At 39.7% G+C, this 25,221-nt stretch carries 19 protein-coding genes and 1 CRISPR repeat array (1 of these 20 cut by a window edge); all 19 genes read right to left on the bottom strand.

Features of this window, described 5'->3' with window-relative positions; genetic code table 11:
* A CRISPR array of direct repeats spans positions 1 to 30; the repeat unit is 36 nt; it reaches 1,656 nt to the left of the window's first position.
* A 65-nt stretch (positions 31 to 95) separates the two neighbouring features.
* The 19 genes from csn2 to CKV62_RS00095 all read right to left on the bottom strand — a co-directional run bounded on the left by csn2 (position 96) and on the right by CKV62_RS00095 (position 25,056).
* On the bottom strand, positions 96 to 770 hold the full coding sequence (csn2, locus tag CKV62_RS00185) for a type II-A CRISPR-associated protein Csn2 (protein ID WP_095064674.1): 675 nt from the start codon (positions 768 to 770) through the stop codon (positions 96 to 98).
* Positions 767 to 1,057 carry a CRISPR-associated endonuclease Cas2 gene (gene cas2, locus CKV62_RS00180; protein WP_231968332.1) on the bottom strand — a complete coding sequence of 97 codons (291 nt, stop codon included), beginning with the start codon at positions 1,055 to 1,057 and terminating at the stop codon, positions 767 to 769. The genes csn2 and cas2 overlap by 4 nt, the downstream gene beginning before the upstream one ends.
* 19 nt (positions 1,058 to 1,076) lie before the next feature.
* Entirely contained in the window at positions 1,077 to 1,952 is an 876-nt protein-coding gene (gene cas1 / locus CKV62_RS00175; protein ID WP_095064671.1) for a type II CRISPR-associated endonuclease Cas1, read from the bottom strand.
* 29 nt (positions 1,953 to 1,981) lie between these two features.
* Positions 1,982 to 6,184 (bottom strand): type II CRISPR RNA-guided endonuclease Cas9, encoded by a 4,203-nt coding sequence (gene cas9, locus CKV62_RS00170; RefSeq protein WP_095064669.1) that lies wholly within the window; start codon positions 6,182 to 6,184, stop codon positions 1,982 to 1,984.
* Positions 6,185 to 6,670: 486 nt separating this feature from the next.
* Positions 6,671 to 7,276 carry a hypothetical protein gene (locus tag CKV62_RS00165; RefSeq protein ID WP_095064667.1) on the bottom strand — a complete coding sequence of 202 codons (606 nt, stop codon included), beginning with the start codon at positions 7,274 to 7,276 and terminating at the stop codon, positions 6,671 to 6,673.
* Between the two features lie 372 nt (positions 7,277 to 7,648).
* Entirely contained in the window at positions 7,649 to 8,425 is a 777-nt protein-coding gene (locus tag CKV62_RS00160; protein WP_095064665.1) for a sigma-70 family RNA polymerase sigma factor, read from the bottom strand.
* A 272-nt stretch (positions 8,426 to 8,697) separates the two neighbouring features.
* Positions 8,698 to 9,840: a glycoside hydrolase family 3 N-terminal domain-containing protein gene (locus tag CKV62_RS00155; RefSeq protein WP_095064663.1), complete on the bottom strand. Its 1,143-nt coding sequence runs from the start codon at positions 9,838 to 9,840 to the stop codon at positions 8,698 to 8,700.
* Positions 9,841 to 10,536: 696 nt separating this feature from the next.
* Positions 10,537 to 11,967, bottom strand: a complete 1,431-nt coding sequence (locus tag CKV62_RS00150) for a [FeFe] hydrogenase, group A (RefSeq protein WP_095064661.1) — start codon at positions 11,965 to 11,967, stop codon at positions 10,537 to 10,539.
* A 223-nt stretch (positions 11,968 to 12,190) separates the two neighbouring features.
* Positions 12,191 to 12,763, bottom strand: coding sequence for a D-sedoheptulose 7-phosphate isomerase (gene gmhA / locus CKV62_RS00145; protein WP_095064659.1), 573 nt, complete (start codon positions 12,761 to 12,763; stop codon positions 12,191 to 12,193).
* A 16-nt stretch (positions 12,764 to 12,779) separates the two neighbouring features.
* Complete coding sequence (locus tag CKV62_RS00140; protein ID WP_095064657.1) at positions 12,780 to 13,832, bottom strand: glycosyltransferase family 9 protein; 1,053 nt, start codon at positions 13,830 to 13,832, stop codon at positions 12,780 to 12,782.
* The gene (locus CKV62_RS00135; RefSeq protein ID WP_095064655.1) at positions 13,813 to 14,928 is read right to left on the bottom strand and encodes a glycosyltransferase; all 1,116 of its coding nucleotides are present in this window, start codon (positions 14,926 to 14,928) and stop codon (positions 13,813 to 13,815) included. The genes CKV62_RS00140 and CKV62_RS00135 overlap by 20 nt, the downstream gene beginning before the upstream one ends.
* Positions 14,925 to 16,334, bottom strand: coding sequence for an O-unit flippase-like protein (wzx, locus tag CKV62_RS00130; protein WP_169835167.1), 1,410 nt, complete (start codon positions 16,332 to 16,334; stop codon positions 14,925 to 14,927). The genes CKV62_RS00135 and wzx overlap by 4 nt, the downstream gene beginning before the upstream one ends.
* 33 nt (positions 16,335 to 16,367) lie before the next feature.
* Positions 16,368 to 17,687, bottom strand: coding sequence for an O-antigen polymerase (locus CKV62_RS00125; protein ID WP_095064654.1), 1,320 nt, complete (start codon positions 17,685 to 17,687; stop codon positions 16,368 to 16,370).
* Positions 17,688 to 17,701: 14 nt separating this feature from the next.
* Complete coding sequence (locus CKV62_RS00120; protein ID WP_095064652.1) at positions 17,702 to 18,751, bottom strand: glycosyltransferase family 9 protein; 1,050 nt, start codon at positions 18,749 to 18,751, stop codon at positions 17,702 to 17,704.
* A gap of 46 nt (positions 18,752 to 18,797) precedes the next feature.
* Positions 18,798 to 20,225: an undecaprenyl-phosphate galactose phosphotransferase WbaP gene (gene wbaP / locus CKV62_RS00115; protein ID WP_095064650.1), complete on the bottom strand. Its 1,428-nt coding sequence runs from the start codon at positions 20,223 to 20,225 to the stop codon at positions 18,798 to 18,800.
* A 159-nt stretch (positions 20,226 to 20,384) separates the two neighbouring features.
* The gene (locus CKV62_RS00110; RefSeq protein ID WP_231968331.1) at positions 20,385 to 21,536 is read right to left on the bottom strand and encodes an O-antigen ligase family protein; all 1,152 of its coding nucleotides are present in this window, start codon (positions 21,534 to 21,536) and stop codon (positions 20,385 to 20,387) included.
* 260 nt (positions 21,537 to 21,796) lie between these two features.
* Positions 21,797 to 22,822, bottom strand: a complete 1,026-nt coding sequence (locus tag CKV62_RS00105; RefSeq protein ID WP_095064646.1) for a glycosyltransferase family 9 protein — start codon at positions 22,820 to 22,822, stop codon at positions 21,797 to 21,799.
* A gap of 25 nt (positions 22,823 to 22,847) precedes the next feature.
* The gene (locus tag CKV62_RS00100; protein WP_095064644.1) at positions 22,848 to 24,020 is read right to left on the bottom strand and encodes a glycosyltransferase; all 1,173 of its coding nucleotides are present in this window, start codon (positions 24,018 to 24,020) and stop codon (positions 22,848 to 22,850) included.
* 94 nt (positions 24,021 to 24,114) lie between these two features.
* Complete coding sequence (locus CKV62_RS00095; RefSeq protein WP_095064642.1) at positions 24,115 to 25,056, bottom strand: VirK/YbjX family protein; 942 nt, start codon at positions 25,054 to 25,056, stop codon at positions 24,115 to 24,117.
* Positions 25,057 to 25,221: the final 165 nt, after the last annotated feature.

The raw sequence follows: 25,221 nt of genomic DNA, 5'->3' as shown, positions 1-25,221 counted from the left end.
GAGATTTACAGAATTACACTACTCTCAAACCCCAAATTAAAATTTGCGGCTCAAGAGTAACTCGGGCTACCACCAGGTGTAATTCTGTAATTTCATCAAATCACACAGAAATCATTATCTAAAATATACCCATTAATTATACTTTTATCAAGCTTTTCTTTATCAAAAAATCCGGTTGTTAAACATACAAGTCTCAACTGACGACTTAACATAGTCTGAAAGAAGGACATTAACTCATCATCATTTAAGATAAGATCAACGTTAATCATGATATACAATTTCGGGTGTAGCAATGTATCCACGACTTCTACATAAGACATAAGATCCATAACATCACCGTTTCGGTTATCCTCAAAATTAAATGATCCTAATTTAATAAGCTCAGCTGTTCCAATTTCAAGTTTATGTTGAATCGCAAGAGGGTATCCGAATTCTAAAGCATAGTAAAAAGCATGAAGTCGACTGATAATATCTGATACTTCTTCCGTCATCGTCAAAGCTTCTTTTCCAAGCTGATTTTGTAACTTTGTAAGTAAGGATTTATTATTCATATCAACATATAAAGGGTTGAGTACCATATGTCCATATTTATCTAAATCATATGCTTTATCACAATCGTTTAGAATCCAAGGCCCTTCGCCACCATCACACTGTACATCTAATTCAGTAACCATACGACGAAATATTTTCCGATTTTCAAAGGATATAACTGTTACTTTATTCTCCGGTAATTCAAAATCCAATATCGAGTCTTGATACATTAATTTCATATCATTAGCACCCTCTCTGTTGAATCTATGACTTCATTTTGCCTATCGCCTACAACAATTTCCATCTTAGAAAACTGTTTTTCGGTAACAGTCAGCATAAATAGACTCCCACTCGGAGGCTTATGTTTTCGCACATGTTCCATAATGATAGTAGCACTTGTCGTATTAAGAACTAATTTAGAGTACACAGATTCTTGAAGCATAAGAAATCCCGATGTAATTAAATACTTGCGAAAATTTCTGTATTCCTTTCGATCTTCCGAGGTTAGTGTCGGTAAATCAAACATAATTAGTATTCTCATAAATCTATAGCTCATATTCTATAAACCTGATCTGTGCTGCATCTTGATTACGCAATGCATCAAATACACTTTTACAATAAATACGTATGGCTGCACTAAACGTCTGTACCGTATCATTAATCGTTACATCTTCAGATAATAATTCTACCAGTGAAAGTTTTATTTCTCGATTAAACTCACTCACCTGTGCTTTCACCACCAGTGCATCAATAAACCCACGCAACGGTTCCATCAAATCAGAGCCCAAGTTATACGGATTAAACTGATTGCAATGGTTTAGACCCAGTTGTGTAATGTAACCTAGAGATGTAATTTCACGATTAACCGCTGAAAGTATAATGGCATATCCATAGTTTAAAGCTGCATTAATAGGATTATCTTGATCCCGAGAAAAGGATTTGCCAAATAGGGCATTAAAATACACCTTAGCCGCATGACCTTCACGTTGTGTTTCATCATTTAGTGTCAGCTCATCAATATACTGATACAGTAAGTCCGATTCTTCTAAATCTTGATGGCGTAATAGCTCCGCCTGATTCATGATTTTCCGGCGTACAATTTCAGTCCATATATAAGCCTGTACTTCCCTGGACCAATCCGCCTGTTCCCGACATCGCTTACTGCTATTATGACTACCATATAACGGTAACACCTCACTGGCGGGATTACGTTTCTCGTCACAAAAGACTATTTTCACCTTCTTCTTAATCAACTCATTCATGAGTACGGCGGTGAGACTCACCGCCGTCGATTCAATGATCAGCATATATATTTCATCAATATATACCTTAGTCGTTTCAAAATCTTTACGTATAATCATGTAATTCATCTTAAAATCTAACTTGGAACGACTACCTATTACTACCGTGCGCCAACTCATAGTATCACCTATTACTGACCTGTTCGTACTTAAACAATAGTTACCTCATTAGAATATAATCCGGTTATGGATTCGTTGATAATTTTAAATTCATCTAATTTATGAATTTTTACACCAATAGTGGAACGTGAAGCTGTAATTCCAAGTGGCCTTACATCAAACGTAGTTTTATTATTAGTAAGTAAATTTAATACCTCCATTAAATAAATACACTGTTCTTCCAGAGACATATTAATAAAATTATCAAGCCCAGTTGTCGATAATTCTTCAACTTTATTTCCTTTCATATATTTATACAAAGGAAGTCGCAACTTAGCTATAAAATAGTTAAATAAATTCAAATTATCTTGAACTGTTATTCGTATTACCTTATTATTTACATCAGTTTGTAAACTTGTAGTTATACTAGCCGCTTTAAGCTCTTTATTCTCAATTCGTAATCTATTAAACTTATCAAGAGCTTTCAAATAAATAGCGATTTTATCAGGAACAACGACTTCAATAGCATTATCAATATAAATATTATTATTAGTCTTCCCTCCCAAGTAATAATAGAACCCGTTAACTTTTACCAACTGATTAATGCATAATTTTTTATAAATTATAGATACATTCTTAGCTTGTGGAATAATGGATACTACATAATGTATTAATTCCTGATCTGTTACATTACGATTAGTTAAATAAACTGGCAATGGCACTATTTCTTTAATAATTTCATTCTTTTTCCCTGTGTACTCAACAACAATAGAGTACGCATTTTTAATACTAGTCCTGCCACCATATTTAAATACATCAGAGAATACGCTATCTTTTGTTTTCATACCAATATAGGCACCATCTTTAGCCTTACCGGCAATGGAAGCTTTATATACGGTAGCATCAGACAAAGCGCCTTTTTGTTCCACTAAACGCTTCGTCACCCTCACGTCATTGCTCGCCATCATTTTTTTGACGATATTCATACTCGTATTTATATCCCACGCCTTACCGTCTTTTGTATTTGTACTCATCACGTCAAAATCAAACATTCGGGCAAGATTATAGGTCCGCTTAGCACCGTTCTTTTTGAAGAATTTGCGGAAATTACGCGTAAATTTTTCATGATATACGTTACCGACTACGATATTTAGATACGCATCTTTCGCATGATGGTGATGGTTTAAAGAACGCACCTTAATAAAGTCATTATCATGTCGGAAATCAGTTACGTTTTCAGCTTTCACAAAGACTACATCGACACCTGGATATAATCGGCGCAATAAAGTAGTGACCGCCTTAACCGATTGATTCGTTTCAACTAATTGTCGTGCAATAAACCCGCTTAAATCATCCGCTCCAAGAGGAAGTGTACGTGTAAGCCGTTCATATTTACGTGAGCTGATCAAACCCTGTTCTTTTAAAAAGGTCCAGAATGGTTTACGTGCCTTTCGTATATCCGGATCAATCGGATAGTTATCAGATTTCTTAGCATTTTCCTGGCGCTCACAAAGTACCAGATTGTCAAAACTATCATCCTTGGTAAGACTGCGAGGATAAATATGATCAATATCGTATTTATCCGTATTTAGCTGATCTAAATCAATAACTCGCCCACTATACATACAGCGTCCCAATTGCGTGTAATATAAATATAATTTTTTACTTCTTAAACTTGCATCATCCGCACTATCAAGATTAGAAATCAGTTTATCGGATTCGTCTCGCGTAACAGTTAACCATTCAGGACTTTCTTTTTGAATCGACTTATAGAGCTCTTGCAAACGTTTCTTACGAGAGTCTTTTTTCTTCTTTTCAGCCTTATTAGTCCGTGCTACCTCTACAAAAATACGTGATGGTAATGACTTTTTAATATGTATCACTTCATCTACAATCCGTAATGCTTGCCATACAGCCCGCTTCACGGCCGGTGAAAGTCCCAATTCTTCGATAATCTCATGAGGATCAACAACTTGTCCTTTAGTAAGTTTATCGTTTTCTTCGATAATAACATCCATAAACGAGAATGTATCCCCTAATAACTCCATTAAGTTATGACTTGTATTCCGCATCATATCAATAATGGTACCAGACGTTCCGTCCTCACCTTTAACACATCCATCTATACCGATTAAAAACTTTTTGGACAAGCGGCCCCAATCACGATAACGTAATTTAGCAAGGCTCTTAATCTGATCTTCACTGAGTATAGAGCCGAATTTCTTACGCAAGGTTTCACGTAACATATTCTTACTTTCACCAAAGATGGTAATAGACGTGATAATAGACTCAGCCATAGAGGCATCAAAATCATCGCCTAAAATGCGCTTCATATCACGATATGAAGCCAGATCGCCTTTTATGCTTTCATCTAGTCCGTCAATCTCAGGTTTATGCTTACCGGGAATATAATTATTATCCTTGAGAAATTCAATAATCCGATTCTTCGTCAGCTTCTTATGCTCTTTCTTAAATACAGCATCTATCAGATGCATCTTGACCGCCTGTTCCAACGGTTTTCCATCAATGCGCAGATTATTCAATTCATTGAGCAACATAAACTCACTGTATAATAATGACGACTTAGGTAATACATCTTCACCGATAAGATATGTACATTTATTAGTAAGGTTTTTAATGAAAGCCTCCGCCGATTTCTCACGATCGATTTTATCCTCAAAATTCCATGGAGTTACTTGTCCCGACTCTTTTCTCACAACCCATGCGAAACCACCCTTATCTATAGAGTGACTCCGATTAAGAGGTCCTACATAATAAGGAATACGGAATTCGAGCATCTTAATCAATTTTTCCGCTACGGTAAAACCGTCAGATACGGTATTTAAAAATGGAAATGTATCCTTACATTTTTCAAGAATCGCCTTTAATTCCTCTAAATGCAATTGATACGGAATAACACCATTATCCTTAATACGTTGCAATGGCAATAGTTTTTGTAATTCTATTTCATTAAGAATATATGCCTTATCCTTGGAATCAGGTAAAGACTCCACCACCTTTTTTGTATATTTGTAAAAGTCCTCACAAGAACAACCGGTTTCGTCCTTACGGCCTTGTTTAATATAATGAACATAATTGGCTAAGCCTTTTTCATCTGCCTTAAACATATTTTTATAAATATGTTTATCAGGCTTCAACAATTGTTTTAAAATTGCCAAATCCTCTTTATGTTTGTTAAAGGCTTTCACCTTGGATTGAGAAATAGTAAGGCCCGGTTCCTTGATGGACATAAGGATAATCGAATCATATACGGATTTACAGTCATCGATGATACGGATAGTATCACCCCAAACCTTGGCATAATCATCACGTTTTTCTTCATAATTATCGCCTGTAATCTGAAGTTTTACAAAGTCATCCTCTATCTCCTCTATGGTGCCGAACAGATCCGTTAGGTTCGCAGATAAACCTAAAATGAGATTAGCAAAGGCCCGCAACCGTTTCTTGTCCGCCTTAATCCATTCTTTCTTATTCTTATCACTACAATCTGACTCCCCCTTATCCCTAGGATATGTATCAACAAAAGATTCTATGGCCTTAGCCTTGTCGGATTTAGTTTTATCTTGCAGTTTTACAATATCTAAAATAGAATGTAAGGCATCCTTAGATGTAGCATTAAATATATGAAATTCAATTTGCTCCAACGCCTGCTTCAAAACCATATCAAGGCTGGAATTAGAATCAAATTTAGCTCCTTCATATAAAAAATTACCACGATATTTAAGAATATGATGCACCGCAAGAAATAATTTACGGATATCATCAGTACCATGCTCCATCAAATCAGCTCGTAAATGATAGATTGTAGGATACTCCGCAAAATAATCTTGATCTGTATAATTATCATCAATAAACAAAATATATTTAGACTTATGTCCTGTTGTTTTATCCTCGTAATGGTATTTGCTTTCACGGAGACGAATAAAGAATGTAGAATCTACACTCGCCATAGCATCAGCAAATAAAGCCTCTAATAATTTTAAACGCAGCCGCCTGCGTTCTAATCTTCGGCGTATAGAACGAAATCCACGACGCACAACAGCTGTTTGTCCCTCTTCAAATAAACGACTGCCCCACATCTTATGTGAACGAAACTTCAACAATTCATAGATCCGATTAGTCACGGCCCAACCGACCGAATTAGTACCAATGTCCAGGCCTACAAAATAATCACGAATAGGATAGCCTTTTAGATGACCGGAAATGAGTTGAGCAGTTGCTTGTGTTTCCATAATTACTCTCCTTCGCCAAAATTTACGATTGACATTCTGCGGTTGGTTCACTATACTATAAGTAATCCAAATGTTTTGGAGGTTTACAGAATTACATTACGAGTTCAAATACAAATTTATTTACAGTGCCTTCGGGCTGCCCGACGTAGGGCATCTACTCTCAATCCTTAAGGATTGAGATTTTTTATTGCCTTCGGCCTAACCAAACATAATTTGTAAACCGAAACCATACCTGTATAATTAATTTCATTCTAGCATAAAACAACTTAAAAATTCATCATTTTTTCATGAAAAGATTTGAAATTTAATATAATCAAGTTCTAAACATCTTTTTTCTACAAAAATAAAACCATCCCTCAATTTCTCAAGGGATGGTTTTTCTCATTTATATATATTTACACTTACACAACATCAAAATTACACAGCTTTCACCTATACGCCCGCCCCCTCTCGACAACATGATCCGAATGATCTATGTCAAAGGTCTTATGTCGTGAGGTCTCGCCAGGCGATGAAGAGTTCCGCCACGACGTGCGGGTTGCCGCTCATTTTGATGCGGGCCATCATTTTACGTACGTAATGGCAGTGTTCCATCATGGCTTCCGCCAGTTTGCGGCGCACCTGGGCCGGCGACTGGTACACCAGGATCGGTTCAAAGTCCGCCACGCGGATATAGCTCGTATCCGATTGCGGTCCCTCTTCGACCCGATATTCATAAGGAATCGCCACGTTGAACAGGCCGTATACCACGTCTTTACCGATAGAACGACGGCATTTAATATGGGCCAGCGTCATATGCGGTCCAAAGATCCGCGGCGCCGTGTACGCACTGCGATGACCGTCGCTGCTCAACATACAGCCCGGCCGTAAGCCTTCTTTCAGAGCCAACTCGCGTGTAACAAGGCGTATCGGCTTGTCGATGAGAACCTGCCGACCATCGACATAATAGCACAACGTACTGTCCGCGCCATTTTCATAGGTTGGAATAAGACAAACAATGTGATTCTCGGGATTCGCATATACCAAATCCAAATCCTCTCCCTGTGATAAACGAGAGATCATCAATTCTGCAACTCCGTCATGTGATGTCATCTAAACATCCTCCTTAATAAAATAAGGAACATTCCTATGCAATTAATAATGAACACGTGTTCTGTGAAAGCAGATCCGCATGCAATGATCCGCTGTTAAAACTATTGTATACCTCCATACACATTTTGTAAATATATACGGAAAACTATAGAATTTTATGTATTATTAAATATTGTTATAATCTTGTAAACACAATGATTACTTGATGTGACATTAATTACGCATCGAATTCGCAAAACGTATATAATATGCATATCTATAAAACATTATAAACCGATATGAATCAGTCTAGCCATCATAAACTGCTATGAACCGTTACGGTCATTATGGGCCGATATAGACCGATATAACGACTATAAAATCTTATAACCCCTACGAGCCATAATCCGCCAGATCCTCAAAATCCGTTGTCAGATATTTTCGCAATTTCCTGATCGCCCGTTCGTGGCGTTGCTGCACCGCTTGACGGCTGCAATTCAGTTCTTCGCTGATGGCGGTAAAGCTTTTAGAGTCGCCATATACCTGACGCAGTAAAGACCTTTGTGTTTCCGTCAGGCGTGACAAGGCCCATACGAGACGATGCCGCAACTGCTGTTCCATCTCCCGGTTCAACACCTCGTCCTCCACGCAATCCGCGGAGGCGAACTGATCCATGGCCAGCTGCTTTTCGTCACCGTCCGTCGTCGTATCCGGCAGATGTATTTCCCGCTGCCACTGACGACGCTGATGTTTGAAGTAATTCATCTGACCGTATCGGATGCCGGCTTTCACAAAACCTGCAAACGGCACGGGCCCCTCCGTATCATAGCTGTAAATCGAGTCCACGAGAACCGCCCACAGATACCCTTCAAGGTCCTCTCTGAACGCGCGATTCATCGTGAAGTTCGTGTAATGCAGAATGAGCGGACGATACCGCCGACACAGCTCGATCTGTGCCGCATCATAATGAATTTCATCGGGACTCCACGGCTGGTACAGCACGGTTTGCACCCGCATATTCCGGCGCTGACATATACGCACCAGATTTTCGTCCGTAATCGATGCCAACACCTCCGGCGAGCACACCATGGTCTGCAAAATCGGACGATCCGTATGTTTCTCCGGCGACTGACACCGTTGAATATTTGGTAATTCATCAGAAATTAACATAATCTCCTTTCCTGCCCGGGCATAGCGCTTGACTACACCTTAACGCGGAAAGAGGATTATGACAAATCAGGAATTAATCAGATTTTATACATATTTTCCAGGGTTATCAGTTCAATATCGGGATTTGTATTGGTAAAAGTATAGCCGCTTTTACTGAATAACCAGTAATAGGCAGCGCCGTGAATGCAGCAATATACTATATCGTAATATAGTAGTTTACGATATAGTATATTACGATATAGTAGTTTACACGTAAAAGATTACCACAGATTTCAGTCCGCATGTTCCTGCATTTTCATGGACAGAATCCGCCTTACCGATGCGTTAAGTCGTTCTTCGGAAATGTCTCCGTTTTCCACGGCGCGGGATAAAGCGCGATGTACCTCATCGATATGCGTCGTATCCGCATCGAGAAGGATGATGTCGCTGCCGGCCAAGACGGACGCCACCGCATAATCGCCGATGTTCTGATTTGACTGCAACGCACCGACATCGATGCGGTCCGTCATGATAATGCCGTCATAACCCAGGTCGGATCGCAGCCAATCCGTTATGATCGACTTTGATGAACTCGCCAGATGTTCGCTGTCGATGGCGGGAAACTGCGCATGGCTGACCATGACCATATATGTATTCGGCGTCGTCTGTTTCACAAGGCGCTTGAATACGGCCACATCATTATCGCTCAAGTAGTCCTTCGTCTCATCAGCGGAGGAAAACATGCGGTCCCCCGTTCCCAACGAGGGGAAATAATTGTAAGCGAACCACATATGATTGATCTGATAGCGCTCGGCCATAGCCAAATTGATATGACCCGCCCATGTCGGGTCCGCCGTATAGGAAATATGCGGCACCCCCAGATTCGCATTAGGTCCGATAACGAGATTAAAGCCCATATCGCGCAATTCGATAGCGGACCGGGTCGTAAGATTGATGATGCGGTCAATCGAATATTGTCCCATCTTGGACGCCTCGGGCAGACGCAAAAAAATATCGCCCCTGCGTTCCACCTTGTCCCGGTTGATTGCGATGTACGGCGTCACCAAGCTCGATGTCACCGCCGTCTGATGAATCTCCTCGATGAAAGCTTTCACCTGGTTCTTGTACATCAGGTTCTCATTGGTCAACAAAATACCGCCCACCCGATATTTACGAATGACGTCCCGTTGCGACTGCCCCAGCTCGGTACCATGCAGGCTGATCATCATGAGCTGTCCGATTTTATCCTCTCTCGACATAGCATCCAGCCATGTATCGACCTTTTCCGTGACAGGTTTATCCGAAGCCACCAATCCGCGATACGAGAACTGCCGAATGCCTTCGCTCCCCGTATTCTGATGTTTACATGAAGCGGCCAAAATGACTGTCAGGATTACGCCCATCCCTAAAATGACTCGCTGAATTATACTTTTCATGCGTACACAAAACTCCTCATTAGCACCGTAGTGCCCCATTACCTACGTAACCAAAGAGGTATTAGGTACTTTCACAATCCGCAATATACAACGAACTTGTCCGTTCCTTGTGAAAGTTCCCTTCGGTTTACTAACGTCCATTCGGCCTGTAGCCCTCTCTAACCACACAATGTACGCTAACGTTCTCCCAAAGAATACGACCCCATCATATCCATTTGACATTATGTATTACTATTATACACTATATAATTCATCATTTCCTCATGCATATTGAACATATCTATACTAAATTCTCATAATTGACAGACCGAAATGAGAATATATTTTATACCACAATAAAATATGTTTTACTATCAATATTCATTAATATTTTAGCATCTATATCCAAGATGAGACTATGTTTTATATCATAACAAAACCCTATGGAATCTACATGATGTACTCTTTAACGTCAGATAAACCATTAGATGTGCTATCTAATTAATTGTATTGTCTAACGTCAGAGAATCTACTCACAATAGCCCATAGGGTTCCTACAGCGGTTTATGTGATTGTTAATATGACAAAGCTTCTCCATTACTCATGGCCAGGAATTCATCAGATATTGAACTCCATAACGAGATTAGATCGTTTGCGCCTAATTTCGTGGTGTTACACACTACTAAACATTCATCGGATATTGAAAAGTGCTTACATTTATCCTTTGAATTTAGGGGATGTAGGGCATGTTTCAGGCACTACGTCCTTGCGATCGCCGAGCACCGCACTGCGATCCGTATAATGTGTATGCAACAGTTCATGCGCCTTATGGCCCAACGGTTCACCCAGGAAGTTCTTATATAATGCCTGAATTTCAGGGTTTTCATAAGAAGCGACCCATTTATAGTTTTCGTCCGCTTCATACAGTCCGCCGATGCGGGCTTCCTTCGTTTTTACGGCTTGCGGCAATTTCGTGCGCGGTTGACCGCCGCCGCCGATGCAGCCGCCCGGGCAGGCCATGACTTCGATGAAATCGTAATGCTTGTCGCCTTCTTTCAAAGCGTTGAGGAAATCACGAGCGTTTTTACCGCCGTGCACAACCGCCACAGACAAGGTCACATCGTCGCCGAGCTGAACGGTCGCTTCTTTCACACCCTGCATGCCGCGTACGTCCTCGAGATGAGTCAACGCGTATGGAGGCGGTTCTTTGTCCGTAATGAGTTTATAAGCCGTACGCATAGCGGCCTCCATTACGCCGCCGGTGTTACCGAAGATGATGGACGCACCGGTTTCCATGCCGATCAGTTCATCAAATTGAGATTCCTCAACGGCGTTGAAGTCGATATTTTCCTCCTGAATCCAACGGATGAATTCGCGAGTCGTAATGGAGATGTCCGTATCCATGCCGAGGGATTCGTCATCGTAGAAACGAGACGCCGCATTTTCTTCTTCCCGTTTCGTTTCCGCTTTCTTAGCCGTACAAGGGTTGACGGAGATGGATACGATATTATGAGGGTCGATGCCCTTCTTCTCAGCAAAGTACGTCTTGATCATAGCCGCTTCCATAGCGATACAGGAGCGCGTGGACGACAAGTTCGGAATGAGTTCAGGGAAATAGATTTCCGCAAAGCGTACCCACGCAGGGCAGCAGCTCGTAAATTGAGGAATCTGTCCGCCCTTATTGAGGCGTTCTACGAGCTCGGACGCTTCCTCCATGATAGTCAGATCGGCACCGAAGTTCGTATCCACCACATAATCGGCACCGAGAGCGCGCAAAGCGCCGACCATTTTGCCTTCCAGGAATGTGCCCGGCTCGAAGCCGAAGCCTTCACCGATAGACACGCGCACAGCCGGAGCCGTCTGGATGACAACGATTTTATCGGGATCCGCGAGGGCTGCTTTCACCTTATCAAGCTCGGATTTGGCATGCATGGAATCGAACGGACACGCCGCCGCGCACTGACCGCAGTGAATACATACGGGCACGTCGCCGTTCGCATCGAGATCGTAATAATCGAGCACGCTCATCACGTCCGCACAAGCGCGACGGCACAAGGTGCAGTTCTTACATTTTGAGATGTCATGATAAATCGAAGGATTGTCGAGCGCAATCGGCACACGTTTATCGATAAATTCATATTGAGACATGAGGACCTCCTCGGGACAAACTATAACTAAAACCTTTGGGGGCGAAATATGCCGAGCCACCGGCGGCAAAATACGCCAAATCACTTGCGTGCGAAATATACCGAACCGTCAGACACCTGCACACGGGGCATACTGTCGCATCTTACCTATAGTATACGATACGATGAAAGTTTATACTATGTCGGTATGTTACACATTGAAGGTTAAATTTATATCTTCAGATCTAATAGTCTTCCTCTATGAGTTCACATAGTATATGACCGGCCAATATATGCATTTCCTGAATCCGCGCAGTTATATTACTGGGAACATTAAACATATATTTACAAAATTCAGCCATTTGACCGCCATCATTGCCAGTAAATCCTACTGTGATTATACCTTTTTGATTAGCTAATTTTATTGCTTCAATGACATTCTTTGAATTTCCCGATGTAGATATACCTATTAATACATCCCCCTCCTTTCCAAGCCCCTCTACTTGTCGCGAAAAAATAGTGTTATACTCATAGTCATTGGCAATTGCCGTTATGATTGATGTATCAGTTGTTAATGCAATAGATGGCAAGGATTTACGTTCTTTCTTATAACGCCCTACCAGCTCAGCCGCTAAATGTTGAGAATCAGCTGCCGAACCCCCATTTCCACAAAACAGGACTTTATTGCCATTAGATAACGCTGATTTACATACAGCAGCAATAAATTCAAGTTCTTTTAATTGATTTTTACTTTTTGAAAGTGTATCTACATGATCATCATAAGATTTATTTATTATTGGATGTAGCTCTAAATTCATATTAACACCTCATATACTATGACAAAACTACGTTTTGTATCACATCCAACACTTGATTGGGTGTAATCTCCGTTAAACATCGGCGATGATTACAATGAATATAATTATCTGTACCAAAGCAGTATTTACAGTCTATATCATGCTCAACAAAATAACTGCAATCGGAAAAAGAACCATGATTTTTAGGATTTGTAGGTCCGAATATAGATACTGTCGGTACATTCAAAGCCCCCGCTATATGCTGCATACCCGTATCAATACCGACGGAACAGGTACATCTCTTAACTACCGCCATACTCTCCCGTATATTACAGACACCTACCAGATTAACAACCTTCGGATTATCTAAATATGCCTCTAAATGCTCCAGTAACGGAACCTCCTGTGGTCCTCCGATCAGAACCACTTGATATTTTGCCTTTAATAATAACTCTATCAATCCGGCTATACGTGTAATCCCCCAAGATCTCGGGAAAACACGTCCCGTTCGCAACCATCGATTGGTGAGTGACGGATCCGCATCACCGATGCAGACGCCGATAACAGGTAGCTCCATATCTAAATGATTAAAATAATGTGCTATATTTGTATCACTGAAAGCATCAACATATAATTGCGGTTTAAATTGATCATTATAATCTAGACCTAATGTTGCCACATTAGCTTCTACGAAATGCATATCATAATCAAATTTATTCGTCCCCAATACCTGAAATCCGATATGTTGCCGCACACCGCAAATTTTCATGAATAGTTGTGATTTCTTAACCGGTGTGATACATGCACTGACACCTATATCAAAATGCTGCTGCCGTAAATATCGAATCACGTTTATCGTATCAAATATATTCTTATAAACATCCAGAACTATTATCTCATTAACAAAGATATCAGACGATTCAATAATATCTTGACCGGCCTTAGTTTTACAAAGCACTGTAAGATGCGACATCGGATATAAATAGCGTAAAGCTTTTAATAATGATAAAGCACATACTGTATCGCCCAGTCCATGCATAATCTCCACTAAGATATTCAATTTTTTTACACTAGCCGTTACAATACTCACTATATAACTCCTCTAAGCGTTTAGCTTCCAGTTGAATATTATAGCCTTTCGTATTAATGCAGTTATTGATACCACAACGGTCTCGTCTATGTTGAAAAATTTGTTCCGTAGAAACCAACCAGCTGTTCATATCATCATCAGTGATACCGATGCACTGTGCCAACATAGGGTCAATAACCGCCTCATCTGTTACATATTCACTCATAAGAATCGGTAAATTTGTCCCTTGTGATTCAACAGCAACTACAGCTAATCCTTCATACCAGGACGGTAAATAGAGCACATCAAAAGCACTATACAATTGATATACATCATTACGTAATCCTAAGTAAGTTACACGATCGGTTAAGCCGAGCTCATCAATCTGATTCATAATTTGTGTCCGTAACGGGCCATCGCCTACAAGAACTAAATGCGCAGATTTAATACGACTTGCCACATATTGAAACAGTCGAATAAGGTAATCATGGTTCTTTTGATACATAAACCGCCCTATATGACCGATAACAAATTTATCATCCAACACCAGTTCATGACGCAAAGCAGTCCGATAGCTTTCATTATATTGAAAAAGGTCCACGTCAATAGCATTATTGATAATCTGCACATCTGTTTCAGTTTTATATAACCATCTCGCTACAAGACGGCTGCAGGCAAAGTATCGATTTGCCATAAAGGTAGAAAACGGGCGTAATATCATTTTCATCATATTTCGTTTTCTTTCACTCTTAACGGTCGTACTATGGCCGTGTAAAATACGAATTTTTGCTCCCGCAAGCCATGCCGGACCCAAAGAAAATACACCGAGTGTAGTCATATGACAATGCACAATATTATAGTGATATTTCTTCACGATATGATAGATCCCGCTCATAAAGCCCAGTATATTTTTATTGTATGCCGGAACTTTATAAACCCTGCCCCCCATAGCCGTTACAGTTTCCGTAATATCAATAACATTATCATCATGAACGACAAAATCGAACTGTATCTTTGAACGGTCTATATGTTTATAATAATTCATTACGACCGATTCCACCCCGCCACCGGCAACAATACCGATAACCTGTAGAACACGAATAGGTTTCTCCATCATGAATAATTCCTTTTTAATTTACCTACTGTATATCGCATCCCGAGACATAAAGATTGCCACAAAGAAATTCCCAGTTCCTCATGTGCCTTGTATAGCCAATACCAACTGTTAAATCCTAATTGAGATATAACCGTACCGCCAATAAGACCCCATATGCCGTATGCCAAATAGTGCATCAATACTATCGATAATATAAGACCAATAAAGGAAGATATAATAAAACTCTTCACATAAATGATACGATTAGTACAGGAAAAATAAGATGTATAACAATTTCGATAATAAATAACGAACTGCATAAACGCTGCCCCCCACAGAATCGCATCATTAATGATGAAACCCTGTTTAATCATATTAAGAAGCGGTATCCCTATAATCCATAATCCAATAATACCAATCCAATATATAACGATAAATAAAGTTACGGAAAAGGAAAATAACTCCTTCAAGCATTCTATATTCTTTGTAATATATACATTTTGAAAGGCCGGCTGGTACGTATTATATAGCGTACTTGCTACAACGGCAACAGCGGTCGTGAGCTGAATAGTAATAGAATATATACCCGTATCAGTTAAATTAAGATACATTGAAGCAATAATAATAGTAGCCTGTGTAGATACATAATTCGAAATAGATACTATGCCATCACGCCATGCATTATACCAAATCGTCCTGAATATATCTATCGTGGATACTGCAACAGTATCTACAACATCTCGTAACCGTTGCCCTATTCGTTCATATTGATAAAAATATCGCTTGCCAAAAAGTCTGAATCCCAAACCATATAATAAATAACCTGTACTGGCACCGATAATACCGAAGCCCCATAACAGAAGTACAACAGTTACAATCATCTGTAATAAACGGGCATATACAATGCTTTTATTTGCCAAAGTAATGGCACCGACACCACGTAAGAAAGAAATATAATAACTATAGTAGAGATTCAAAAAAATAGCCGTCGCATAAATTCCCCATGCTACATAAACTTCCGTATTTGAGGAATTATCCACCAATGTTCCTACATAGTATGTTCCCGCAGTCAACATCAATAGCAACGCTATGCCGCCTAATACGGCATAAATCAGACGACATGCGGTAAGGACAACTTTCAACAGCGGAAAATTGACCTCTCCTGACTTCGAAAAGGACACATTCTGTTTCTTGAGTTCAGAGGCGCCGCTCCAACAATATGTGATATTGCGGGCAAAGGTAACAGAAAATCCGAAATCAAACAGTAACGCGATCGATCCGATACTGATAAATATATACCAGAGACCTACCATATCGGGTGTAAAAAAATAAATGTATAAAGGCAGCAAAAACAGATTTACAATCATTGTAAGGGCCATACTTGCATAAGACCATATAACATCTTTTTTCCCTACGGAAATATTCATATGCCACCTCATCATCTATCCATACATTCATTACTATCGCTTACTTTTTACACAATACCCTGCATAAATACATCCTCCGGTAAGTACGATGATGACAAATTGAGAAAATGCCAACAGAGCACGAATACGATCATCATAACCTGCCCAAACAAGAGAAATTAACTCAGTAATAAATATAGCCGTCCAAACATGGGTCATGATTTTACCGTTAGATTGACGTTGCAAATATTCATACGCCAATGTAAATATGGCGGTTACGATAATACTCATAATAACAACACCGATAATACCGAAATCTTCATACCACCGTCCATATAAAGACAAGGTATTGCCGAATTTATCAAACTCATGATACGCCATGCGTGCTGATTCGGGTAATAATCCAATATTGATAAGTTTATCATACACATCGGCAAAACTGGATTGACCGAAATAAATAGTTCGTGCCGGTTCCCAGATATGGTTATTCAAAGCATAAATACCGCCGGCTAACAACTCGGTAATACGCTGTAATGTCACATTGTTACCATCGTGGCGTCCTACCAAAATACCATAAAGTATATACAAAAACGGACTCACCGCCATAACAGGTATCAATTTATAAAGAAAGCTCTTGATTTGACTGTATCGATGTTCTTTTACAAGTAAGAACAAGTATGTCAGCATCATAAAAATAAAGATTTCAATTGCCGGTTGTCGAGCCCCCATAGCAATAGAGCTGCCAATACAGAAAAAAATTACCGTAGTTATTAATCCTGTGCCTTTAAATATAGGCTTATTCAATATAACTCCATTATAAATAGCGACATATGCCGATGTATATGTTAAAGCCCAAGCAATTTTATAAAATTGAGAATTTATAAAAATAAATTTCGTATCACCGGGGTGTAAATGAGGATATAAGATAATATCTCGATATTGAGCCATACGACTCGCATCTGCGTCACCAGAGGTGTTCAAAAAAACACAAAATAATGAAAATATAATAAACCAAATCATATATACGGATGTATATTGGAATAATTTATATGATTGTATACGGCTTGCTAATACATACGTATCGGTATCTCGGAATGAATCAGATATCTCAACACCGCCCCAGTTGATACTCGCCCATCGAGTCACAGCATATCCTGCACCTAAAACTGCAATACCGCCACAAGCCATAACTATATACGTATAAAAATATAAATCTGTTTCCATTTCATAACGATACCAATAGCCCAAAGCGATAACTACCGTCAACGATATAAGCGTAATCATAGCCGGGGAAATAATATCTAAATTACATTTTTTACGACCTATAAGCACTAATGCCACATAGGTAATTAATAGAAGTAAATAACTATCCACGGCATTTCTCCTTTTTATGGCGTTACTATTTGTCTGATATTTTGCAATACAGTATCCACCGTAATCCCCTGCATACATCGATTCTCAGTACATGTAAAAGACTGATCCATTCCGAGGCATGGAGAACATTCTACAGGATTATATATAATATGACTATATGGACCAAACGGCCGAACAATAACAGGATCCGTACAACCGAATAGGGTTAACGTCGGCGTACCTTGCAGTGATGCGGCATGAATAAGTCCCGTATCGACACCTACTACAAGATCCGCTTCGCGAACTACCTGAAAGCTTTCTTTAATAGAATGTTTTCCAATAAAGCTGACAATTCCTCGGTCCAATTCCGCTAAATAAGGTTTAATCATTCCCTCTTCCATAGCTCCACCGATAAGGATAACCTGATAACCCATTCGGATAAGTTCATTTCCAAGATATATCCAATTTTTCGTAGGCCAGGATTTTAAACTTAAAGCGTAAGGATCATGAAGTTTCTCATTTGCCACATGTCCAGATCCGATACAAAATACAATAGATGGATGATTCTCTATAATTCGATTCGACGAAGGTGATACATCAAGTGCATAAAACTCCCGCTCCTGTATAGTTCGAGAAAGCCCCAACTGCTCCAAAATATCATTCTCTAAATCATAAATATAGTATCGATCAGGACGTTCTATAGTTCGATCATAAATCGCACTATTATAAGGATTATGCGCACCTATCGTTGTTTTACAACAAATTTTAATAATTTTACTTGGCCATGCGGACATATACTTGGAATTAAAGTGTTCCAATACGATTCCATAATCATAGGATTTATATCCGGCCTGCATCAAAAATCTCAAGGAATGAAACGGTTCTACCTTTGTATAGTAAAAACAATGCCGTATATCTCCCTGAAGCTGTGCCATAATTTTATTCAGTCCGATGCGATGTTTATCAGAACATGTAAAAATATCAATGACTGCTGTAGGATCTTGTTCCTTAATGTTACGTATAAGAGGTACGGCAATAACAAAATCACCAATACCATGAGCAATATAAATAAGATATGTATTCATATGACTTCCTATGATAATACGGCCTCCTTAAAATTGATATATTCCCTCAATACGCACCTTTCGATTTAGCTACGGCCAACACCGTTTTTAATAAATATACAATATCAATCCACACAGACCAGTTATGTACATACCAGGAGTCCATAAGAACTCGTTCTTCATAGGTAGTATCACTGCGACCGCTGACCTGCCACACACCTGTAATTCCCGGTGGTACAAGATAGAAATCATTGATATAATCGCCGTATTTTACGATTTCATCTCGAACGATAGGACGCGGTCCCACAAGGCTCATATCGCCCATGAGGACATTCCATAGCTGCGGCAGTTCATCGAGGCTGGTCTTGCGCAGGAATTTTCCGATTCTTGTAATGCGCGGATCATCCTTCAACTTGAAGTCCCGTTCCCATTCTTCGCGAGCTTCCGGATGTTCTTTTAAATAAATCTCCAACGCTTCCTGTGCATTGGGAACCATGGATCTGAATTTATAGCAGAAAAACTCCTTACCGCCCTGACCGACCCGTTTATGGCCGAACACGATAGGTCCCGGAGAATCGAGGTAAATCAACACCGCCACGACAGCGATAATCGGCAAGATCAAGATGCCGCCGCACACGGTGGCCACAATATCAAAGATGCGTTTCATAATGCGGTTGGACTTACGAGCTAAATTGTTCTGCACCCGCAATACGACAGCCTGTTCCTCCATCATACCGCGAGCCGAAATATTGCTGGCCGGCAATCCGAACAGCTCAGGTACGAAGGCCACACGTTTAACGAGTAATTGCAGCCGATTAACCAAGGATACCAGTTTTTTTGACTCAAGACCGGGTGCACAGATGAGAACCGTTTGGACCCCCGTATCCTTAATAACGTCTTCTACATCATCGAATGTACCGAGACATTCATACTCCGCTGCAATACTGGCGGATTTCGGATTATCATCTACAAAACCGATAATCTTATACGTTGAAATCGGCATACGATCAAACGCCCTTTTCACGAGCTCCGCCGTCTTACCGGCGCCGACCAGTAACACGGGAATATTTAAATATCCCAAATAAGATAATGCTTTGCCAATAAAAAATCTGAAAAGATATACGAACAGTAAAATGCAGATATATGAAAAACCGACAAATAATCTTGATACATCATTTGTGACATGACCCGTATACATCAGCACGATAGATACCACGATGCTAATGGTGATACTGCGAAAAATGGCCTTGATTGTATCCCAATACGGTGCGGCTACGGAATATGCGTTATTCAACAGCAAAACAAATAGAAAGATAGCAGGAATAACGGCATATACATAGATATCTTCAATCTTAAAATTGGAATGAAGCGGTATGTATGTAAACGACAGGCGCAGATAATACGCACTCAAAATCCCCAATACGATGCCTATATAATCAAAACAGGCTAATATAAATTTGCTGATTACTAAGTGATAGTTTTTATAATTCCCCATTTATAAAACCTCAGATAATAATAAAAGGCTGTTTTCTCCACTAACACTCAGTAAGAAAACAACCTTCTCTCTATAAAACCAGAATATACTAACAATTATCCACATTGTACCATATTAAGTAGCATAAAACCATGAAAATATAGATCTTACCTATATATATTAGTTGTAATTGTTATTGATAGGATGATTCTTTATGCTACCACATACGAGCCCCATTGTTCCGCATAGTATATGCATAACAAACTTATTTGTAATACCTGAATCAACTTGACCGTGAACCATAATCGCACACCACATCCAGATCATAATCGGTAATAAAATATTTTGAGGATTTTTATACATTTGAATTACAAAATATATCAATACGCCTATTGAAAAAACAATATACGCAATACCTCCGACTATACCAGTTGTGGAGAAAAAATATACCGTATTGTTATGCGGCATTGGAACAATCCGTTCTTCCGCACTATCCATAATATAATGTTTTTCATACTGTTGCTGCCATTGATCAAATCCAACCCCTAGAACAGGATGGTCTTTCCACATATTATAAGATGATTCCCACATCAGTAACCGCTCTTTATCATAAACTCTGGAAATATCTGTCCCTGTATCGCTATGATGATTAAAAAACTCATCTGGTATATTAGAAACTAACGATGCCTGTACTGTATTGGACGGCAACATGGATCTCATATTAGAATCAGCGACTTTATTCAAAGCAAAAAAACCGCTCACAACAGCCAAGATACTCAACATAATTACGAGTATGTATTTTATATATCGTTTTATCGAAATAACACTATACAAGATAATTACAAATAATCCGCCGCCGACAAATCCGGCCATCGCTCCTCGAGAAAAAGAAGCGATAAACGGTATCAACGAAAGTATAATCGTTACCGCTTGAACTACAAATGAATATAAGTATATCTTTTCATGAGATGTTTTCCATTTATAGAAAACCCATATGGAGCCCAAGATGACTACGGGTAACACTTGCTCAACAATTTGCCCGTAATCGTTTGGGGCTGAGAACATACTTGTCACGCGCCATAACTTCACTTGAATATCAAGGAACAGATCTCTAATCTGCATCCACCCTTTTACAGATAATATCAATAGTGCAACACAGGATCCCATGAAAAATGCCAACTCGGCTTTATCTTTTACATAACTATAAAATAACGGAATAAAAGGAAAAGCCCAATATATATATTTCCATGTGCTATGAATCGTGCTTCCCCCGTGATATACCGCAGATATCAAGAGAGCACCAAAAAATAATCCGAATAATTTTAAAATCACTTTCGGCGGCATCATAGACCTTATAATCATGGGCTGCTTATTTTTTATATTAAAATACCGATATAGTTCAAAGATTATCAAAATCGCCAGCGAAATACTATAGCCTGCATTAAAACTGCTGACCATCAAAAAAATCGTAAATAGCAGTAGACATGACGACTGTATATTATCTAACCGTTCTATATTCAATGTTTGACTCCCCATATTAACCCCACATGACTTATATCTTTAATGTCTCCCCCAATAAGTCTTCTAATTAATTATACACTATTCCTATTTTCTAAATATCCCAATACATTGCACACCATATAAGGTGTAATATTTCTTATATCCGACCAGTCTTCCTGATTGACCAACGGCATCGGATCTCCATATACCTTGTAAGAATCGTCGCCTAAATAAATAGGATAACAATGATGTTTAGGGGCCCAACGAGACGGTAAATCCTTGTTAAATAAAGGAATCACCGTCTTCCCCAATGCGGCCGATACATGCATAGGACCGCTATCCACACTTATATGACAAGTCGAATATCCTATGAGCGCGACTAACTCCGCAAAGCTCGTCCGATTTATCACATTATATGGTACATTCTGCAATCTATCATTATTTTCTTTTGTTATACCCGCTACAATGACAGGCATATTGTATTTCGCTTTTACCAATTCAATGAATTCATAGATATAATCGACCGGCCAATCCCGTTCATATCGACTGCTGTACGGTGTCAAAAGTATAAAGGGATGATGTAAATCTACACCAAACTGCTTACACCTATCATATATAGCCTGTTTTTCTTCGTCGGTCGGCATGGAAACATCAGGATGTGTCATATCACCCGGTATCTCAATATGCAACGCTTCCGCAAACAGCAGTGCATTTGTTTCCGCCGCATATCTCGTCTCGCTCATCACATCATGTGTCAATGTTTGCGTCAATAATCGGCTGATTGGATTACTGAGTCTCGATTTTCCTATCCGTTCAGAAATCCCGAAAATATATGCAAAGGGTAATAGGTGCGGTTGCCAGTCGGTAAAAACAGCCACATCCTGCCCATATAAATCTTCCAATGCGCGAAATCGCGACATAAAGATGCCACGTTTAACGCCGATAACATGATCGATCCAGGGTATTCGATTAATCACATCTACCGTCTGTTGTTTTGTCAGAATCGTCAATTCATAATTCGGATGTAATTCCTTTATACGCCGCAATGCGGGCGTAAACATGATCAGGTCCCCTACACCACCGCCGGTAGTGATAAATATTTTTTTTCTATCTGTCATGGCTTATCTCCCGAAAAGTCTTTTATTATTTCCCTATATTTAATAGCAATGACTCCCATTGATCCCAAATAAGTTCCGGCGCATATTGTTTCATTGATTCCCGCGCCTGCATACCCATCCGGATTCGCAGCTCTCGATCTCCCATCAATCGATCCAATGCCATTGTCAACGGTGCAACACCGTCATCACAAAGTATCCCGTTCATACCATCTATAATGAGTTCATTCACCGCTGAGCAGCTCTTATACCCTATCGCAGGTAGTCCCATGCTCATTGCTTCCCCCAACGATAAACCGAACCCTTCGTATGCACTGGGAAACACAAATAAATCGCCTTGCTTAAGAACACCCGGTATATCCTTCGTAGTTCCCATAAAGCGGATGCGCTCCTGCAGGCCTTCCCTAGCTACGATACGATCCAGTTCTTTTTTATAAATTTTGCGATCTTCCTGCCCCCAAATTTCCACATCCCAATCGGGATATCGTTTTGCTAATGGAGCAAATGCCTCCAGCAGCAGATGAGGACGTTTATGATTTTTATCTAACCGTGCGACAAACAGAATCTTATATCTATTCTTGTCAGACCTTAAATCCGCCTGTTCATCATATTGTGAAATCGCATTACCGATAACGACGATACGTGCATCCGGTATATGATTTTTAATATGATCCCCAAAGGACGGCAATAGCACCTGATTTATCGTACTTTTTTCAACAGCGGAAATCTCTTCTATCGGATAAATGTGAAAGTAATCCTCCGGATCCCCATGACTCATCGTAATAACAGGAGTTGTGACACCTAAATCGAGCAATAAAGCCTTAGAGGCGGCCGGTTGAAACGATACAATCACATCCGGCTTCGTCCGTTCCAATACGGATCGCAAATTATCCAGTAAATAATTTGATGTAAACTCATTATTTACGCCACGAGCCTTACGAGTATCAACTGAACGTAATAGCTCGCGCTTCAGCTTATACCACAGAGGAATCTTTATAGACTGACCTTCATAATGACATAAATCATAGGTTCTCACCGCCATATCGATAGGATAGTAAAACTGCCCCTTCTTAACATCGCTATAGACAAGACTTACTTCATGACCGCGATGATGCATTTCATTAGCAAAAGCCGCCGTTACCTTTGCTAATCCTCCTGTATCGCCCACCATTTTCGTCAAGTTTGCTAATAATATACGCATATAATTCCCCTATTTAATCATTTCCTATGCTTAAATATAACAACTCAACTCTCTGTACACAAGTTTTATACTCACACTAATTACTGATTGAAACCTACTGGTTATTATTTAATAAATACGGTTTCAAATTATCCCTGATTTGAACCTCATATGAATCCAATAATTCGTAACGCTTTCTATATTGACTGCGTTTTTGTGATTTGATCTCTTCAATGGGCTTACGATATTCCTCTAAAGGGATCTTATAAAAGCGTGGATCCTCGGTTATAACGCCGCCGATATCCTCCCATAACGGATCAAGTTCAGCGACCTTCGCCTTATGACCGCGAACCATATGCGTGTTGGCATAAAAACCTTCATCTGACACCGCATACATGGCTTCAACCTTACAATATTTCGCCAATTCCCGAACCAAAAAGATAATAAAATTTTTCGGTCTGTACCCAAACATTTTTTTCGTAATATACTTGGCATTCTCTAAACCGTCTTTATAGCCCTGAACAGTCCCGATCCATAGGGCCGACTCTCCATTTAAGCCTTTCCCCAGACGAACATTCGCATGGTAAACACCTTCATCACCGAGCTTTAATAAAATCGTAAATAAGCCTTCTTTACGCTGCCCCGTCATAAAATTAAGATGAGCCGTCATATGTAACGATTCATCTTGCCACAATAGGATTCCCTGTTTCAACGCTTCCGGCTTTGCGTCATCCGGACTGTATAACATGGCAATCGTTTCCGGCGTGAAAACGCTTTCCAACGCTGTAAAATGGTTCTTCACCGCATCAATTCGCTCGCGCAAGGTGGACTCTTTAAATAAAAAGATACGACTCATCAGCTCATAAAGACCTTCCTGTTTATCCAGAATATGAGCGTCAGACTTATAATTTTGAAAGAAATCTTTATACTCCATGATTTCCTGCTTATGAAAAACAGTGCGCAAAAAATGGAGGATTACGCGACGCGTTTCACGCCAGCTCTTTTTTCCGTAAATAGCACGGCCATTACTCCATTGACCTTTAATATATTGAAACATACACGCTCCTTACGATTACTTTATACTATATGCATGTATCTCAAATATGGCATCGTATAAGATATAGTACGTATAGCTTTCTTAAGATACAGATTTTTCTATTTATTTTCCTATTTACTGATATGATTAATAATTTATCTACAATACTATCTTATCTATAACTAT

The organism is Veillonella rodentium, assembly GCF_900187285.1.
GTDB classification, from domain to species: domain Bacteria; phylum Bacillota; class Negativicutes; order Veillonellales; family Veillonellaceae; genus Veillonella; species Veillonella rodentium.
This window is presented reverse-complemented; position numbering and strand designations above follow the sequence as displayed.